Below are 17,821 nucleotides of genomic sequence, written 5' to 3' on the forward strand. Positions count from 1 at the left end.
CATCGTGGGTCTCTCCGCTCTTCTCGTGGTCCGCATCGTCAGCCGAAGTTGCCCAGGGTGACGGACTCACCGGGTTCGAGGCTGATCCTTCGTGAGGTGCCGCCCGCGGACACGGTCGTGTCACGGCCGCCGACACTCCTGAGCGTCACCTGGGTGACCTTGCCGTTCTTCCAGCTGACGTCGGCCACGAAGCCACCGCGCACGCCGACGCCGGACACCGAGCCGGATGCCCCCCACGCGGCCGGCAGCGCGGGCAGCAACTCGACGTGACCCGGCCGTGAGTAGACGAGCATCTCGATGACCGCGGAGGGCGTGCCGAAGTTCGCGTCGATCTGGAAGATGCCGCGCCCCTGCTCGACCTCGTAGATGTCGAAGAGGTTCGGCGCGCTGCCGTTGCTGCCGTTCACCGACGGCTTCAGGTTGTTCACGACGAGCTGGTAGGCCTTCTCCGCGTTCTTCAGCCGGGCCCAGCACAGGCTGCGCCAGGCGTTGGCCCAGCCGAAACTGTTCATGCCACGGGCGGTCAGGAGGGCCGTCGCGCCGGCGAGGATGTCCTTCGGCGTGGAGTCGTCCGGACGGATCCGGTCGCCGGGGAAGAGGCCGATGAGCGGGGAGAGGTGCCGGTGTGTGGTCTCGCCGAGGTTGCCGGGCGACATCCACTCCTCCAGCCAGCCCGTCTCGGGGCTGACCACGGGCAGGTACAGGCGCTGCCGCAGACCGTCGATCGTCGCGCTGTAGGAGGTGTCCCTGCCGAGTACCTGGGCCGCGGTGCGGTAGGTGCCGAAGAGGTTCCACACCAGTTCCTGCGCGTAGGTGATGCCCTTGGCGTCCAGCGGGCCCTGCTCGGGCGACCAGTCGCTGTCGGCGATCAGGACCTCGCGTGCGGCTCCGGAGGCGTCGGTGACGGTCGTGGTGAGGAGGCGGGCCTCCCAGAACTCCACGGCACCCTTGACGAGGGGGTAGATCTTCTCGAGGTAGGCACGGTCCTGGGTGTACTCGTAGTGCTCGAACAGACTCTGGCAGAGCCAGGCGTTGCCGGCCGGATGCCACCACCAGCCGCCACCGCCGTAGGGGTTGGTGGAGATGGCCACGGTCCAGCCGGCCAGCCTCCCGCTGGAGTTGCGGTATCTGTTGGTCGGGCTGTTGAACAGCCGCTGTGTGGCGTCCGTCCAGGAGGGCAGCTGGGCGAGGCAGTAGTCCGCGAAGGCGTCGAAGCATCCGGACAGGCCTGCGCGGTCGGCCATCCAGTAGTTCATCTGGATGTTGATGTCGGTGTGGTAGTCGCCCATCCAGTCCGGGTCGTTGCCGTCCAGCCACGGTCCCTGCAGGCCCATCGGCAGCGTGCCCCGCGATCCGGAGATCATCAGGTAGCGGCCGAACTGCAGGTAGGCGGCTTCCAGTTCGGGGTCGGGGATGTCGTCGCGGTAGCGGGCCTGCACGCGTTGCCAGGTGTCCAGCCTGCGCTGTGCGGCTGACGACGTGCCGAGGTCGATGTCCAGCTGCTCGAACACGGGGCGGAAGTCGGCGACATGGGTGTGCAGCAGGGTGCTCGCGGAGTGGCCGGCCGCGCCCAGGACCTTGGTCCGCGCCAGGCGCTCCGGGTCCACGGACGGGTCGCGGAACCCGGCGGCCGCGTCGGGTGCGTAGTCGGTGCCGCCGCTGACCACGACCGTGAGGTCCTTGCATCCGCTGAAGGAGATCGACGTACCGTCGACGGCGACCCTGCCGCTGCTCGTGCGGGCCGTGACGGCGGCGCCGTACTTCAGCCCGTTGGACAGGGCGGCGCCGAACGAGGCGCAGCGCCCGGCGCTGTCGGCGGTGGTGCTCTCCCCATGCGTGCCGGCGAGGGTCACGCTACCGGTGTAGGTGCCGCCGCCCTGCTGGGAGAAGTACAGGACGATGACGTCGTCGGGGCGGCTGGCGAAGATCTGCCGCCGGTAGGTGACGCCGGACAGGTCGTAGGAGGCGCTGACGAGGCCCTGCGCCAGGTCGAGGGAGCGGCGGTAGTCGTCGACGGATTCCAGGTCGTGCCCGGGGATGTCGACGGTGAGCTCCGCCAGCAGGGTCAGGGAGCCGAAGTCGTCCCGGCCGTAGGGGAACTGGCCGTCGCTCTGCAGGGTGTCGTTGCGGCCGCCGGTCCACAGGGTGGCGTCGGTGATCGTCAGCAGTTCGGCGGCGGGGTCGTTGCTCGCGAGCGCTCCCAGGCGCCCGTTTCCCACCGGCAGGCCCTGCTGGATCATCGAGCCGGCGGAGCCGGGAGCCTGCCACCACAGCTGGTTCTTCGCGGCGGCTGCCGCGGACAGCAGGGGCGAGGAGGTGGGGCGGACCGGGGCCGCCGAGGCGGTGAAGGCGGGCAGACCGCCGAGGGCGGCTGCCGCGCCGGCGGTGGCGGCGAGGGCGAGAAAGCCCCTGCGGCTCGGGTGGTCGTCGCGCGATGGGGTGTGCTCGGTGTGCTGGGTGTCCACGGTGTGCACTCCAGGTCGGGGGAACGGCGCATGCGGGGCCGGGTGGGCCCGGGGTCTTGCCACCCCCGGGCCCTGTGCGAGGGGTCAGGCGGACTTGGGTACGTCGATCCGGTCGATGTCGGGGGAGTAGTCCCAGCCGCTGTCGAACGTGACGGTGTTGGAGCCCGCCTTCAGCGCCAACGGGACGCTGACGGTGTCGACCGTGCTCCAGTCGCCCGTGGAGGGGAACTTCAGGCTGGTGCCGTTGCCGCTGTTGGAGTAGACGGTCACCGAGCGCGGGTCACCGCTGACGTAGGCGATGGTGACGGTGTAGATGCCGTCCTTCTTCACGGTGATGTCGTTGAACTGCAGCTTGCTGTCCAGATAGAGGTTGCCGACCTTCTTGCCGCCGGAGCAGGCGTCGCATGCGGCGACGGAGGCGTTGCCGGCGAGGGTGTTGTCCGTGGACTCGGCCTCGTAGCGGGTGGTCGCGAGCGTGGTGCCGGCGGACTTGACGGTGAACAGCCGTGAGCCGTGGGCGGGCAGCGTCGCGGTGATCTTGTTCTTGTACGTGCCGAGGTTCCGGTGGTTCCACAGGTCGCGTACGGAGGCCGCGCCGGTGAAGCCGAAGGACGCCCAGTCGGCGGTGACGGAGGCCGGCGAGCCGCCGAGGTTGAACAGGGCCACGGTGTATGTGCCGTTGGCGTTCTTCGTTCCCCAGACCTGCTGGTCACCCATAGGCGTGACGGGGCGTGCGACGGGCGAGTCGCTCTGGTCGACGGCGATGACTTCCTGGTTGGTGAGCAGGGAGAGGCCGTAACTGTCCAGCTCGGTGAGGTCGTCACCGGTGAACAACGGCGACTTGTTGATGGCCCACAGGGTCATGTAGCTCTGCCGCTCGGCGTTGGTGAGACCGTCCATCGTGCCGTTGCCGACGTCGATCGCGTCGAGGTCGTTCCAGCCGCCCGGGCCTGCCACATGGCTCCACGCGGGGGCGTCGTTCCACCGGTCGTTGACCGAGTTCTCCCAGGTGACCAGGGTGTTGCAGTAGCACTCCACATCGGTGTCGATGCGCCAGCCGTTGGAGTACTTCTTCCAGTCGGCCGCGTGGCCCCTGTCGAGCGACCAGGACAGCTCCAGATGGATCGGGCGCCCGGTGCCGGCGATGGCCTGGTGCCAGGCGGCCACGTCCGGGACGTTGTTGTAGTTGTCACCGGACTTGGACGAGCCGGGGCCCACCCCGTCCAGTTTGAGGAAGTCGTAGCCCCAGTCCGCGAGCATCTGCGCCTGCGAGTCGATGTACTTCTGGGCGCACGGGTTGTCGAAGTCCAGCTTGTATGCGCTGTCCCAGCCGTTGGTGGTGCGCAGATCCGGGTAGACGACGTCCGCCGTGGTGCAGCCCGGGGCGTCGTGGACCGGCACTTTGCCGTCGCCGTACGCCCCCTTCTCCAGGCCGACCGGCAGATAGATACCAGCCTTGAGGCCCTTGGAGTGGATGTGGTCGGCGACCGACTTCATGCCGTCGGGGAACCGGACCGGGTCGGGTGTCTGCCGGCCGTACTGGTCGAACTCGGAGGTCCAGTTCTTGTCCATCCACCAGCCGGCGTCGATGTTGACGTAGTTGTAGCCGTACGGCTTCAGCGTGGCCGCGAGGGCGTCCGTCTGCTTCAGGACGTTCGCCTCGGTGAGGTAGCTGTAGTTGCCGTCCGGGTTCAGGCCCGGGTACTGGGAGGACTGCATGCTCCAGCTGGACCAGCCCATGTACGGCTTGGCCGCCAGGCCGGAGGCGGCGTCGTCGGTGGTAGCGGCCGAGGTGGCGGTCGCCCTGGCGGAGCCGGAAGCGACGGCCTGGGTGGCGGCGGCCGGGACCACCGTGGCGAGTCCGGCCGTGACGGCCAGGACCAGCGTCGCTCTGACGGTACGACGCGGGAAGCCGGGGCGGGCTCCGCGCAGGACTCTGAACGGGGATGACCGCATGGGTCGCCTCCTGAGGTGAGGTGAAGGGGAACGTGCGGTGGCACCCGGTGGGGGCCGGGCGTTGTTCGGGGCGGGAGAGGGGCGTTGTTCCGCGGGAGAGGAGTGTTACCGGGCCCGAAGCCGGGCCGAGGTCGGCCGGCCGGGCAGAGACATGGCGGGCCGTCTGCTCAGCCGTCGCCCGAGCCGACGCGGAGCCCGCCGATGAACCGGCGCCGCACCGTGCGGCACATCAGGAGCGTGCGGATCGCGGTCACGGCAAACCCCGCCGCGACGAGGCCGGATGCTGGGGGCTGCGGCTCCGCAGCGGCATCACTCCTCCTTCTCACAGGCCCGATCCCATGAAGGACTGGATGGCGGTGGCCGCGGCTCCGCGAGCCCACTCCTCGAAGGGCAGCGGCCGTGTCACCACGTCGCACTGCGCAGCGGTGCCGAAGGCGGCCGCGGCGAACGCGTCCCGGATGCCCTCGGCGACCAGGTCGTAGGCGGCCAGGCCCTCGCCGGAGATGACCACCCGTTCGGGACCGAGGATGTTCACCAAGAAGCCGATGGCCTTGCCGATGGCCTCACCGGCTCGTGCGTAGACCTCTCTGACCCCGGGGTCTCCGCCGTGGGCCAGTTCCAGCGCCTCGGCCGCATCGGTCACCTGCCCGCCCGTGGCCTCCCGTACCGCGCGGAGTATCGCCGGATCCGCCGCGATCGCCTCCACACACCCCCGGTTGCCGCAGTGGCACCGCGGGCCGAGCGGGTCGAGTGACAGGTGCCCGATCTCGCCGGCCACACCGTGCGCGCCCGACACCACCTGCCCATGCACCACCAGGCCGCAACCGATGCCGGCGCCCACGGTCACCAGGGCGAAGTCCGCGAGACCGACTCCGGCCCCGAACCAGTGCTCGGCGACCGTGAGCGCCCGCACGTCGTTGTCGACCGTGACCGGCAGTCCGGTCGCGGTCCCGGCGATCTCGGCAAGCGGTACGTCCCGCCACTCCAGGAAGGGCGAGTAGCGGACCACACCGTCCGCGCGGTCCACATCCCCCGAGATCGCGATGCCCAGGCCGCGCACCTGCACACCGAATCCGTCGGCCTCCGTGAGCAACTCCTGTACCAGCGCGGTGATGACGGGGAGCACCGCCTCCGGCTCGCGGCCCGTGAGCCGTACGTGCCGGGACAGCCGGACACGGCAACACAGGTCGGCCAGTACGGCGATGATCTCGTCGCCCGTCACCTTGATCCCGATGAACAGCGCCCTTCCCCCGTCCACCCACACCAGGTTGGCGGGACGTCCCACCGCGGGCCGCGCCTCTTCGTCCACGCCCTCGACCAGATAGCCGAGTTCCATCAGCGGACGGACCGCCTTGGTGACGGCGGCCGGAGAGAGCCGGGTCCGCCGCCCCACCTCGGCCCGGGTGAGCGGACCGTGGGAGAGCAGCGTGGTGAAGACCAGGGAAGCGGCCGGAGCCATGTCCGGAGCCGCCTGGTGCGAGGGGGCCGAGCGCATGGCCGGAAACCTAGAGAGGTTCTTTTTCGTTGTCAATGAATAAAGCATGGCCCTTTGTATTGCAGTGATTTGGCCGCGATGTGCCTGCAAAGTAGAGGCGGCGGCTGAAGTTTGGCCCGCATTGAAAGTCATGGAAGGGTCGACGCCCGTGGCTGACCGTGGTTGTCCGACGCGCCGTGAGTGCCGTGAGAGGGCGATCCATGTTGGGCGGGCACTAGAGCGCACTAGTAACGGACGAGGCCTGGGCCAAGTCCCCCACACCCATGTCCTCGTCACCGGCGCCGGCTTCGAGTTGCTCGGACGCGGCGACCTGCGGCCATGGCTGTCCTATGTGCAGGCACGACGGACGCGGCAGCGGCCGGGCGGCCGCGCGCGGAACTCGCAGTGGGAGAAGGCCCCGTACCACCCTCAGCAGGGCGCGTCGTCCGGCAGCTGTTGCTCCGCCCAGATGGTCTTGCCCGTGGCGGTGTAGCGCGTGCCCCAGCGCTGGGCGACCTGCGCGACCAGGAAGAGGCCTCGCCCTCCCTCGTCGGTGGTGCGGGCACGGCGCATATGGGGAGAGGTGTTGCTGGCGTCCGACACCTCGCAGATCAGGGTCCGTTCGTGGATCAGACGCAGACCGATCGGTCCGCAGGCATGCGTGATGGCGTTGGTGATCAGCTCGCTCACGATCAGCTCGGTGGTGAAGGCGATGTCCTCCAGACCCCACGCGGCCAGGCAGCGGGCGGTGTTGTCGCGTGTCTCGTGCACCGCCTGGGGGTCGTCGGGCACCTCCCAGGAGGCCACTCGGCCGGGGGAGAGGGCGCGCGTGCGGGCGATGAGGAAGGCGACGTCGTCGTGCGGATGCTCCGGCAGAAGAATGCGGACCATCGTGTCGCAGATCTCCTCCAGCGGCCGGTCGGGGTGGGCCAGGGCGAAGCAGAGCCGCTCGAAACCGACGTCGACATCGCGGTCCGAGGCCTCGATCAGCCCGTCGGTGTAGAGGGCGACGACGCTGCCCTCCTCCAGCTCGATCTCGGCCGACTCGAAGGGCAGACCGCCCAGTCCCAGCGGGGGGCCGGCGGGGATGTCGGGCAGTTCGACCGGCTCGCTGAGGTGGGCGATGGCGGGGGTGGGGTGTCCGGCGCGCGCCACGTTCAGTTTCCGCGAGATCGGGTCGTAGACCGCGTAGACGCAGGTCGCGCCGAACACCATCGGCCCGTGCTCGGCCGCTTCCGCCTCGTCGGCCAGGCGCAGGACGAGATCGTCGACATGGGCGAGCAGCTCGTCGGGGGGCAGATCCATGTCGGCCAGTGTCTGGACCGCCGCCCGCAGCCGGCCCATGCTGGCCGCCGCGTGGATGCCATGGCCCACGACGTCCCCCACGACCAGGGCGATGCGGGCGCCGGAGAGCGGGATGACGTCGAACCAGTCGCCGCCCACGCCGGCCTCGGCGTCGGCCGGCAGATAGCGGTAGGCGACCTCGACGGCGCAGTGATCGGGCAGTTCGGGGGGCAGCAGACTGGTCTGGAGGGCCAGGGCCGCGCTGTGCTCCCGGACGAACCGCCGGGCGTTGTCCACGCACACCGCGGCCCGCGCCACCAGCTCCTCCACGAGCAGCAGGTCGTCCTCGTCGAACGGGCTGGGGTTCTCCCAGCGCAGCAGCGTGACCACTCCCATGGTCGCGCCCCGCGCCCGGAGCGGCACCACCAGGTGGGTGTGCACACCCAGACCGACGATCTTGGCCAGGCGCTGGTCATCGCGGGCCAGCCACCACGTCGTCGGGTCCAGCACCGGATCGAGGATCGGCCGCCCTGTCGTCAGACACCGTCGTTGCGGGGACATCGACGGGTACTCGGTGGACTCCCCGATGGGAACGATCGCCTCCGGCGCCTCCGCTTGGATCGACAGGTGCACGGCCCGCTGGAGCGTGCCGCCGGTGACCGGTCCGGGGGCGAGGTCCCGGGCCGCCAGCACGCCCTGGAAGAGGTCGATCGCCACGAAGTCGGCGAGCTGAGGCACGAGGACCTCGGCCAGTTCCTGCACCGTGCGGTCCAGGTCCAGGGTGGTGCCTATGCGCTGGGCCGCCTCGTTGACCAGGGCGAGCCGCTCGCGTGCCCGGTCCTCGGCGGTGAAGTCGACCGCCGTGTGACACACCCCGAGCGTCTTGCCGTCGACGTCCCGCAGTGGGAACGACGAGCGGAGCCTGAGCCGGCCCTGGCAGTTCCGGCGGAACAGGCCGTGCCGGGGCGCCACGTGCTCCACGGCCGGCGTGACCTGGCCCGACACCAGCGCCTGGCGCGCCTGCCAGTCCACGGCCGAGGGCACCTGTTCCAGGCCGGCGGGCGCGGCCGTGCGCGGGGCCGCGAGGTCCGCCGGCAGGCCCTCCATCGTGGCCAGCGCCTGGTTCACCCACTGGAAGCGGAGCTCGCTGTCGAGGACGGCGATGCCGATCGGTGACTCCTCCAGGAGGCCGCGCACCACGGCCTGATCGAGTTCCCACCGGCGCGAGTCGGAGACCTTGCAGGCCACGGCGAGCCAGACGGAACCCTGCTCCGCGTGCAGCGGACACACCCGCAGGGCCAGCTCGACCGGGTGACCCGCCCGGTGACGCGCGGTGATCAGCCCCTCCCAGCCGTCCCCGATCTGCTGCGCCGCGGCGAGCAAGGACGCCGGTGAACGGTCGCTCGTGAGGAGGGAGATCGCGGGCCGCCCCAGCACGCCGGGTGCCGGATACCCGAGGAGGTCTTCCGCCCTGCGGCTCCAGTAGCGGATGAGGCCGTGTACGTCCACGAGGGCGACGGCGGCAGACGTGATGCCGAACGGATCGTCCCCTTGCTTGTCGGCCAGATCCCTGAGAACCATCGTGTCGGCCGCATCCGCAGGCGGAGATACTGACACCACGGTCTCACATGGACCCGGGCGTGTCTCCGGGCCGGCCGCCCCGGCATGCGCGCAGGCCACAGAGGGGCGCGCCGCCGTCTCCCACGCGGGACCGCGCGAGGGTGCCGGTGGCTCCGCCCGGCCGAGGCCGGCGACGGGCTTCTGATCCAGCCCGATCCGATCCAGCCCGACCCGATCCGATCCGACCTATGCCGTGCCGGGGCCGCCCGACGCGCGTTACTGCCGCGCGCGCTCGAAGGTCAGCAGCAGTCCTTCCACGGCTCCGGGCCCTATGCGGCCCTTGACGTCGGCGGAGGTGATGGCCTTCAGGCCCCAGCCGTCCTCGGCGTGCTTGTTCAGGACCTTCTCCAGCTTGTCGCTGTCCAGCGCGTCGCCGATCAGCGACTCCCGGAAGGTGACGACCTTGTACTCGTACGCGTAGCCACTGCTCATGGTGCGGAGTCCTCCAGACTGCCGTACGGGGTGGTGGTGCGAAGCAGGGCCAAGCCAATCATCATCCGGCCCCGTGACAGAAGCACGGAGCGTGCCGGCAGCCATCCGCAAGTGCCCACCGGCCGCCGCTCTTTCGCGGGCCTCCTCCCCGGACAGGAGGTGGCCCGGCCCCGAACGGGACCGGGCCGTCACGCGGAGCGTGCTCTGCAGGGCCGGGAACTACCCACGGGCCGACGAGCCCAGGACCGCGCCTCAGGGGGCCACGGCGCGGCCGGTCTGCGGCGAGATCCTGCCGGCGCACAGTCCCTTGTTCGCGAGCGTCTGCGCGATGCGCGGGATCGCGGCGAGCGTGTTGGGGGGCCACTCGTGCATCAGGATGATCTGGCCGTTGGTGAGCCGGGCACTGGCCTGCACGATCGCGTCCGTGCTTGCCCCGTTCCAGTCCTGCGAGTCCACGTCCCAGATGACCTGGGTCAGGCCGTACTTGGCCGCGACCCCCTGCACGGTCGCGTTGGTCTCGCCGTAGGGCGGGCGGAACAGCTGCGCAATCCCCCCGCCCGCGCCCGCGACGGCCTGCTGGGTACGGGAGATCTCGGAGTCGATCTGCGACTGGCTGAGCTGGGTCAGGTGCGGATGCGTGTAGCTGTGATTGCCGACCCACATACCGGCGTTGACCTCGGCCCGCACCTGGGCGGGGTAGGCGGCGGCGTACTGGCCCTCGTTGAACATCGTGGCCCGCAGCCCGTTCTGCCTGAGCGCGTCGAGCAGGGCCGGCGTGTGATCGTTGGACGGGCCGTCGTCGAAGGTGAGTCCGACGTACCCGGCGCAGACGGCGGCGTGCGCCGGGGCTTCTTCGACGGTGAAGGTGAGGGTGCCGGCCACGGCTGCCGCGGCGACGGCCGACCCCATGGCCGGGAAGTGCCATGCGGTGCGCATGACCTCACCCGCTCACCGTGATGTTGGAGTTCCCGCTGCTCTGGTATCCCTCGGTGGCGAGGATCATGTAATAGCTGAAGCTGCCCAGCGGCATTCCGTAGCGTGCCCAGGCGTCGAAGTGGTTGCCCGTGGTGATGGTGCCGCCCGTTCTCTTCGACTGCCGCACGCTCCAGTACTGGTTGAAGGTCCTGGTGCCCTCCACGGAGGGGGCGTTGTAGCGCGTCGTCTCGTAGACGTCGTAGGTGCCCCCGTCGGAGGTGACCGTGCCCTTGTAGGTGCCGGTGGGCCGGTAGGTGCCCCAGTTGTCGACGATGTAGTACTCCACGAGGGGGTTCGAGGTCCACCCGTACAGGGACAGGTAGCCGTTGCCGGACGGGTTGAAGCTGCCCCCGTACTGCACGCTCCTGCGCCCGCCGTTGCTCCAGCCCTTGCCGGCGACGAAGTTTCCGCAGTTCGTCCACGAGGTGCTGTAGTTGCCGCCGGACCCCAGGGTCATGGAGACCGACCCGCCGCCGTCGGTCCAGAACGAGTAGTAGAAGCCGTTGTTCGTGCCGGTCTGGTTGGTGGTGATGGTCGTGGCGGCGTGGGCGGTGCCGGGCAGCAGCAGCCCGGACGTGGTGGTGAGCAGTGCCAGCGCACCGGCACGTCCGATGAAGCCCCTGCGGCTCATCGGGTGGTCGAGCGCGTCGTTCATGTCCATGCTTCCTCCTGTGGGGGCCGTTAGGCACTGACATGCACGCGCCAAGCAGCAAGGTGGATCGGTCTGCTGCGGGCGTTTCGATCGCTGAGAGTATGCGGCCGGCTCGGAACGACGGTCAACGCTCGTGTTTCGGAAAGTGCAACGAAATTTATCTCGGAAATCGCCCGAGAAGTGGTCGAAACTTTCGCCGCCTGGTCCAGGATGGGTGACTGACCTCGACCGATTCCTTATTGGTCTTCAATCGCACACCCAGAACGACGAGACACTCAGCGAACGCATTCGGTCATCGCGAACGAAAATTTCGAGCTCCCGGGCGAGGCGGCGCCGTGCTCTGCCGGACGACCAGGTGCGTGGCCAGTTCTATCCGCAAGTCCGTCCTCTTGGAGTCCGCGGGTTGGAGCAGCATCCGGGCCGCCTCCTCGGCCATGCGCTGAAGCGGCTGCTGGACGGTGGTCAGCGGCGGGCTCGACCACTGGGCCGGCGGCACGTCGTCGTATCCCACCACCGACAGGTCCTCCGGCACGCTCAGGCCCAGCACCCGGGCGGCCTCCAGCACTCCCAGGGCCTGCAGGTCGCTGCCGGCGAAGATCGCCGTGGGCCGGTCCCGCTGCTGCAGCAGGTCCATCGCGTGCTCGAAGCCGCCCTGGACATGGAAGTCACCGAATCGCACCAGTCGAGGGTCCGCCCGGAGGCCTGCCATCGCCAGTGCCGAGCGGTATCCGTCCAGACGTGCCAGCGAGCACATCAGGTCCTCCGGGCCGGTGATGACAGCGACGCGCCGGTGACCCTGGTCGGTGAGGTGGCGGGTGGCGGCGAGCCCGCCGGCCCAGTTCGCCGAACCGACGGACGGGACGTCGGGGTCGGGATCTCCGGCCGGGTCCACGATGACGAACGGGATGGCCCGGGACACGAGTTGGCGCTTCACGTCCTCCGGCAGGGTGGAGAAGACCAGGAGCACACCCAGGGGCCGACGGCGCAGAACCCCCTCGATCCATTCGGGTCCGGGGGTCTGCCGCGTCCCGCTCTCCGTGAGTGCGACGGTCGCGTTGTGCCGCTTGGCGACGTTCTCCACGCCGCGGATGAGCTCCATCGCCCAGACGCTCTCCAGCTCGTGGAAGACGATCTCGATGAGGGGGGTCGGCGGCGGTCCCTGTGTGCGCCGACGGTAGCCGTGGGCCTCCAGGAGGCGTTCGACCTTGGCCCGCGTCGCCGGCGAGACATCCGAACGACCGTTGAGCACTTTCGAAACTGTCGGAAGCGAGACGCCGGCCTCCCTTGCCACGGTCGCCAGCGTGACTCCACGGCCAGCCTGGTCCTTTACGCGCATGGCCGCAGCATAGGCCATGGCGAGCCGTAACGGTTTGGCTGCGTGGATGCACGACTGTTGACCATTTCTGCGCTCTGCCCCTACTGTCCAGCCGCAGTACTTTCGGCAATGCCGCCGAAACTTTCGAAAGGGAAGATGATGCGTACACGGATGTCCCGGGTGCTTGTCTGCGCGACGACGCTCGCCCTCGCGGCGAGTCTCGCGGCCTGCGGGAACGGCAGCGGCGGGGGTTCCTCGAACGACGGCAAGATCCACGTCCTGGTCTACGGGGACGCGAGCAACAAGGTCGAGAAGCAGATCGTCGACACCTTCAACAAGACCTCGCACGTCAAGGCCGTCCTCGACACCATCCCCGGCGCCGACTACCAGCAGAAACTGCAGACGATCATCAACACCCCGCAGGCGCCGGACATCTTCTTCAACTGGGGCGGCGGCAGCATCCAGCCGTTCGTCAAGGCCGGTCTGCTCACGCCGCTCGACGACTTCATCAAGAAGGACCCCGGCCTGAAGGACAAGTTCCTGCCCGCCGTCTTCAACAGCGCCGTAATCGACGGCAAGTCCTACGGCATACCCATGCGTGGCACCCAGCCGGTCCTGCTGTTCCACAACAAGGACGTGCTCGACAAGGCGGGTGTCCAGCCGCCCCAGACCTGGGACCAGCTGCTCGACGTGGTGCAGAAGCTGAAGGCCAAGGGCGTCACGCCGATCGCCCTCGGCGGCGGCGACCAGTGGCCGACCCTGATGTGGTTCGAGTACGTCTACGACCGTGTCGCCGGCCCGGGGCTGTTCCAGAAGGCCCTCGACGGGGACAAGGCGGCGTGGGCGAGCGCGGACAGCAAGAAGGCGCTCGGCATGCTCAAGCAACTGGTCGACGCCGGAGCCTTCGGCAAGAACTACGACTCGGTGAAGTACACCAACGGCGCCTCACCGGCGCTCGTGGCCTCCGGCAAGGCCGGCTTCGAGCTGATGGGGTCCTGGTACTACGCACAGCAGCAGCAGGACGCGAAGGACTTCGCGGCCAAGGGCCTGGGTTACACCACCTTCCCGACCATCGCCGGCGGCAAGGGCGACACCTCGGACGTGGTCGGCAACACCAACAACTTCTACTCCGTGCTGAAGAAGACCAAGCACCCCGAGGCCGTCGCCGACTTCCTCAAGCTCATGTACTCCGACACGTTCGTCAAGGCCCAGCTGGCCATCGGCAACCTGCCGACGACGACCAACACCCCGCAGTTCCTCGGCACCTCGGCCAGCCCCGCGTACTCCCGCTTCCAGTACGACCTCGTCGCCAAGGCCAAGTCCTTCCAGCTGTCGTGGGACCAGGCCTACCCGCCGGCCGCCATCACGCCCATCCACCAGGCCGTCCAGCAGTTCTTCAACGGGCAGCTCGACGCCGACGGCTTCATCAAGGCCATGCAGGCCCTCCCGGCCAAGTGATCCGGTCATGACCACGCACATCACGAGCGCCCCGCCCGCCGCCACGGCCCCGAAGAGGGCCCGGCGGCGGCCGGAGGGCGCGCACGCCGCCCCCGGCACACGCCCGAGCTTCCTCTGGGCGCTGCCCGCCACCGTCTTCTTCGCCCTCTTCGCCATCGTCCCGCTCGTCTTCGTGGCGGTGCTGTCCTTCATGAGCTGGAACGGCCTGGGATCACCCCAGTTCGTCGGCATGGACAACTGGAACCGCATCCTCGACGACCCGGTGATGATCAAGAGCATCTGGCTCACCCTCCTGCTCACCACCCTGGGTGTGGTCCTGCAGACACCGCTGAGCATCGTGCTCGGCGTGTGGGCCGCCGGACACCAGCGCAACCGCGCCGTTCTGGCGGCGATCTACTTCGTCCCGCTGCTGCTGTCCTCCACCGCCGTGTCGGTGCTCTGGCGGGCGCTGCTCGACCCGAACTTCGGCATTCCCGCGCGGATGACCTGGCTCTTCGGTGACGGCAACCTGTTCGGCAAGCAAGCCACGGCCATCGGAGTGCTGGCCTTCGTCAGCACCTGGCAGTTCACCCCGTTCCACACCCTGATCTACCAGGGCGCCGCCCGCGCCATCCCGCAGGTGCTGTACCAGGCGGCCGAGATCGACGGCGCGGGACGCTACCGCCAGTTCTTCCACATCACCTTGCCGCAGCTGCGCAACTCGATGATCACCTCGATGATCCTCATGGTCGTCGGCGGACTCACCACCTTCGAGACGGTGCTCATCCTCACCCAGGGCGGACCGGGCACCGACACCACGATCAGCGCCTACTACATGTACCAAAAGGCCTTCCAGGGCTTCGACTTCGGCGCCGGCTCGGCCATCGCCCTCTGCCTGGTCGTCGCGGCCACGATCATCTCTCTGGTCGTCGTCCGCGTCTCCGGCTACGACAAGATGCGCAGCTCCATGGAGGGTGTCTCATGAGGCGCCGTCCCAACTACCTGGCGGGAACCGGCTCGATCCTCTGGCTGGTCCTGGTGGGCCTGCCGCTGTACGTGATGCTGGCGGCCACCCTGCGCACCCGGCAGGACTACGCGAAGAACGGACCGCTGTCCTTCCCGCACGACTTCACCCTGCACAACTACACCGGCGCCTTCGACTCGGGATTCGGCCGGTACTTCCTCAACACCGTCATCGTCAGCGTCTGCGTCGTCGGCGTGGTGCTGCTGCTCGTACCGCCGCTGGCCTACGCGATCGTCCGCAGCCGCAGCCGGGTCACCTCACAGATCTTCCGGCTGTTCCTGCTGGGCCTCGCCATCCCCGCCCAGGCCGTCATCGTCCCGATGTTCTACCTGATCAGCGAGGCGGGCCTGTACGACAACCTCCTCGGGGTGATCCTGCCCACCGCCGCCTTCTGCCTGCCGATGTCGGCGCTCATCCTCAGCGGGGCGATGCGCGACATCTCCCCGGAGCTGTTCGAGGCCATGACGGTGGACGGAGCGAGCCCGCGGCGGATGTTCTTCCAGCTCGTCGTCCCGCTCTCGCGCGGCGGCCTGTCCACGATCGTGGTGTTCTCCGCGCTCCAGGCGTGGAACGGCTTCCTGTTCCCGCTGGTCCTGACCCAGTCCGACTCGACCAAGGTGATCACCCTTGGTCTGTACAACTTCCAGACCGAACACGGCATCGACATCCCCGGCCTGCTGGGAGCCGTGATGCTGTCCATGGTGCCCGTCCTGCTCGTCTACCTGTTCGCCCGCAGGTCCCTCGTCCAGGGCCTGATGGGCGTGGGAGGAAAGTGACCGCCAACGTGGCCGTAGAGACCACCCCCGAAGCCCCTCTCTGGAACGACCCGACCCAGGACCTCGCCGTCCGCGTGTCCGCACTGATGGACGCGATGACCCTGGACGAGAAGATCGCCCAGCTGTACGGCGTGTGGGTCGGCGCCTCGGACGAGGGCGGTGAAGTCGCCCCGCACCAGCACGACATGGAGGAGGCGGTCGACCTCGACGCCCTGCTCCCGGCCGGCCTGGGACAACTGACCCGCCCCTTCGGCACGGCGCCCGTCGATCCCGCGCTCGGCGCGCTCTCCCTGGCGCGCACCCAGAGCCGGATCGCCGCGGCCAACCGCTTCGGCATCCCCGCCCTGGCGCACGAGGAGTGCCTGGCCGGATTCGCCACCTGGGGTGCCACCGCCTACCCCGTCCCGCTGTCCTGGGGCGCCACCTTCGATCCCGACCTGATCCGCCGGATGGCCGCCGCCATCGGCCGCGACATGCGGTCCGTCGGCGTCCACCAGGGCCTGGCACCCGTCCTGGACGTGGTCCGCGACGCACGCTGGGGACGGGTCGAGGAGACCATCGGAGAGGACCCCTACCTCGTCGGCAGCATCGGCACCGCCTACGTCCAGGGCCTGCAGTCCACCGGCGTGGTCGCCACCCTCAAGCACTTCGCCGGCTACTCGGCCTCCCGCGCCGGCCGCAACCTCGCACCCGTCGGGATGGGGCCGCGTGAACGGGCGGACATCATCCTGCCGCCCTTCGAGATGGCCGTGCGGGAGGGCGGCGCGGGCTCCGTCATGCACGCCTACACCGACACCGACGGCATGCCCTCGGCCGCCGACGAAGACCTGCTCACCGGGCTGCTGCGCGACACCTGGGGGTTCGACGGCACGGTCGTCGCCGACTACTTCGGCATCGCCTTCCTCAAGACGCTGCACGGCATCGCCGGTGACTGGGCGCAGGCCGCGGGTGCGGCCCTGCGGGCGGGCGTCGACGTGGAACTGCCCACCGTGAAGACGTTCGGCACGCCCCTCACCGACGCCGTCAAGGAGGGGCGGGTGCCGGAGTCGCTCATCGACCGGGCCCTGCGCCGGGTGCTCACCCAGAAGGCCCGGCTCGGCCTGCTCGACGCCGGCTGGAACCCGGTCCCGGCCACGCTCGCAGGGGCCGACCCGGACGACCCGGACGCCCTGCGCGGCACGATCGACCTGGACTCGCCCGCCAACCGGGAACTGGCCCGCACCGTCGCCGAGGAAGCGGTCGTGCTGCTGACCAACGACGGCACCCTGCCCCTGGACCGGCCGCGCCGTATCGCCCTGGTCGGCCCCAACGGCGCCGAAGCCACGGCCGTACTGGGCTGCTACTCCTTCCCGCAGCACGTCGGAGTGCACCATCCGCAGACCCCGCCGGGCATCGACCTGCCCACGCTGCACGACGCCCTCCGGGGCGAGTTCCCCGACGCGGAACTCACCGTCGTACGCGGAACCGGCGTCGACGACGGTGACCTCGCCGGCATCACCGAGGCGGTCCGCGCCGCGCGCGAGGCCGACGTCGTCATCGCGGCGCTGGGAGACCGGGCGGGCCTCTTCGGGCGCGGTACGAGCGGCGAGGGCTGTGACACCGAATCGCTGGGTCTGCCGGGAGCACAACAGCAGCTGCTGGACGCCCTGCTCGACACCGGCAGGCCGGTGGTGGCGGTCCTGCTCGCCGGCCGGCCCTACGCCCTCGGCCGCGCCGTGGACAAGGCCGCCGCGATCGTGCAGTCCTTCTTCCCGGGCGCCGAAGGGACCACCGCCATCGCCGGGGTGCTCAGTGGCCGGACCGATCCCTCCGGACGGCTGCCCATCAGCGTGCCGCGCGGTTCCGGTGCCCAGCCCGCCACCTATCTCGGCGCCCGGCTCGCCCAGGCCAGCGATGTGTCGAACATCGACCCCACCGCGGCCTTCTCCTTCGGGCACGGCCTGTCCTACACGTCCTTCCACTGGGGCGAGCTGACGGTCGACGAGCCGGAGGCGGACACCGGGGGCGAGTTCCACCTCGCCTTCACGGTGCGCAACACAGGGGAGCGGCACGGCACCGAGGTCGTCCAGCTCTATCTGCACGACCCGGTCGCCGCGGTCGTCCAGCCGGTGCAGCGCCTCGTCGGTTACACCCGCGTCCCGCTGGACCCGGGCGAGGCCCGCCGCCTGCGGGTCACCGTGCCGGCCGACCTCGCCTCCTTCGCCGGCCGCGACGGACGGCGGGTGGTCGAACCGGGCGAGCTGCAGCTGCGTCTGGCGGCCTCCAGCGCCGACGTCCGCCTGACGGCGGCGGTCACCCTGACCGGCCCGGAACGCACTGTGGACCACACCCGTCGGTTCCACGCGCGCTTCGACGTCTGACGCATCGCGCCGCGGCCCGCTCCCCGGACGGGGAGCGGGCCGCGGCGCAGC

The 17,821-nt window shown here is 69.7% G+C and carries 11 protein-coding genes and 1 pseudogene; 4 read left to right on the plus strand and 8 right to left on the minus strand.

Annotated elements, in window-relative coordinates:
• Positions 1-38 precede the first annotated feature (38 nt).
• The 8 genes and pseudogenes from SRB17_RS23240 to SRB17_RS23275 all read right to left on the minus strand — a co-directional run bounded on the left by SRB17_RS23240 (position 39) and on the right by SRB17_RS23275 (position 12,212).
• On the minus strand, positions 39-2,465 hold the full coding sequence (locus tag SRB17_RS23240; RefSeq protein ID WP_323376131.1) for a glycosyl hydrolase family 95 catalytic domain-containing protein: 2,427 nt from the start codon (positions 2,463-2,465) through the stop codon (positions 39-41).
• A gap of 84 nt (positions 2,466-2,549) precedes the next feature.
• Positions 2,550-4,421 carry an alpha-galactosidase D gene (locus SRB17_RS23245; RefSeq protein ID WP_153541824.1) on the minus strand — a complete coding sequence of 624 codons (1,872 nt, stop codon included), beginning with the start codon at positions 4,419-4,421 and terminating at the stop codon, positions 2,550-2,552.
• 322 nt (positions 4,422-4,743) lie between these two features.
• The gene (locus tag SRB17_RS23250) at positions 4,744-5,916 is read right to left on the minus strand and encodes an ROK family transcriptional regulator (RefSeq protein WP_194294105.1); all 1,173 of its coding nucleotides are present in this window, start codon (positions 5,914-5,916) and stop codon (positions 4,744-4,746) included.
• 408 nt (positions 5,917-6,324) lie between these two features.
• On the minus strand, positions 6,325-8,760 hold the full coding sequence (locus tag SRB17_RS23255) for a SpoIIE family protein phosphatase (RefSeq protein WP_153541826.1): 2,436 nt from the start codon (positions 8,758-8,760) through the stop codon (positions 6,325-6,327).
• Positions 8,761-9,015: 255 nt separating this feature from the next.
• Positions 9,016-9,231 (minus strand): DUF4177 domain-containing protein, encoded by a 216-nt coding sequence (locus SRB17_RS23260; RefSeq protein WP_153541828.1) that lies wholly within the window; start codon positions 9,229-9,231, stop codon positions 9,016-9,018.
• 255 nt (positions 9,232-9,486) lie between these two features.
• A pseudogene (locus tag SRB17_RS23265) lies at positions 9,487-10,167 on the minus strand (polysaccharide deacetylase family protein); the annotation flags it as partial.
• 4 nt (positions 10,168-10,171) lie between these two features.
• A complete protein-coding gene (locus SRB17_RS23270) occupies positions 10,172-10,867 on the minus strand; it encodes a glycoside hydrolase family 11 protein (protein WP_153541830.1) in 696 nt (231 codons plus the stop codon).
• A 283-nt stretch (positions 10,868-11,150) separates the two neighbouring features.
• Positions 11,151-12,212, minus strand: coding sequence for a LacI family DNA-binding transcriptional regulator (locus tag SRB17_RS23275; protein ID WP_416237076.1), 1,062 nt, complete (start codon positions 12,210-12,212; stop codon positions 11,151-11,153).
• A gap of 132 nt (positions 12,213-12,344) precedes the next feature.
• Between SRB17_RS23275 and SRB17_RS23280 the strand changes: the two genes are divergently transcribed.
• Genes SRB17_RS23280 through SRB17_RS23295 form a run of 4 tightly spaced genes read left to right on the plus strand, consistent with a single transcriptional unit; the run spans position 12,345 to position 17,770 of the window.
• Positions 12,345-13,631 (plus strand): ABC transporter substrate-binding protein, encoded by a 1,287-nt coding sequence (locus SRB17_RS23280; protein WP_153541834.1) that lies wholly within the window; start codon positions 12,345-12,347, stop codon positions 13,629-13,631.
• A gap of 7 nt (positions 13,632-13,638) precedes the next feature.
• Positions 13,639-14,595: a carbohydrate ABC transporter permease gene (locus SRB17_RS23285; protein WP_153541837.1), complete on the plus strand. Its 957-nt coding sequence runs from the start codon at positions 13,639-13,641 to the stop codon at positions 14,593-14,595.
• Complete coding sequence (locus SRB17_RS23290; RefSeq protein ID WP_153541840.1) at positions 14,592-15,410, plus strand: carbohydrate ABC transporter permease; 819 nt, start codon at positions 14,592-14,594, stop codon at positions 15,408-15,410. The genes SRB17_RS23285 and SRB17_RS23290 overlap by 4 nt, the downstream gene beginning before the upstream one ends.
• Positions 15,407-17,770 (plus strand): glycoside hydrolase family 3 N-terminal domain-containing protein, encoded by a 2,364-nt coding sequence (locus tag SRB17_RS23295; RefSeq protein WP_323376132.1) that lies wholly within the window; start codon positions 15,407-15,409, stop codon positions 17,768-17,770. Before SRB17_RS23290 ends, SRB17_RS23295 begins: the two co-directional genes overlap by 4 nt.
• Positions 17,771-17,821 lie beyond the last annotated feature (51 nt).

This window comes from Streptomyces sp. RB17, from assembly GCF_009604455.1.
Taxonomy (GTDB): Bacteria; Actinomycetota; Actinomycetes; order Streptomycetales; family Streptomycetaceae; genus Streptomyces.